Origin of the sequence: Microvirga pakistanensis (assembly GCF_004458765.1) — a bacterium.
In the GTDB taxonomy this organism is placed as follows: Bacteria; Pseudomonadota; Alphaproteobacteria; order Rhizobiales; family Beijerinckiaceae; genus Microvirga; species Microvirga pakistanensis.
This window is the reverse complement of sequence record NZ_SPJX01000414.1, coordinates 1-223: the sequence shown is the minus strand read 5'-3', so window position 1 is coordinate 223 and position 223 is coordinate 1. Positions and strand designations below refer to the sequence as shown.

Here is a 223-nt window from a genome sequence, read left to right as displayed (position 1 = left end):
CCGGCGATGGCACGAATTTACTGGCATGACCGCCGAGCAATCCGAGGGAAATGGCTGGCAGAATGCCGTTCACCCAAGGGATTTGCCCGCGGTCAAGGCCCAATGGCGCCATTCCGTCGAAACCGGCGCGCCTTACGAGACGGAGTACCGGATCCGAAACGCCGCGGGTATCTTTGAATGGGTTCTCAGTCGCGCTGTTCCTATCCAGGATCTTTCAGGCCAT

General features: G+C 59.2%; 1 protein-coding gene. It reads left to right on the top strand.

Features of this window, described 5'->3' with window-relative positions:
- Positions 1-223 (top strand): PAS domain-containing protein (locus tag E4K09_RS19685; protein WP_134499441.1); only part of this gene is annotated, 223 nt, incomplete at both ends.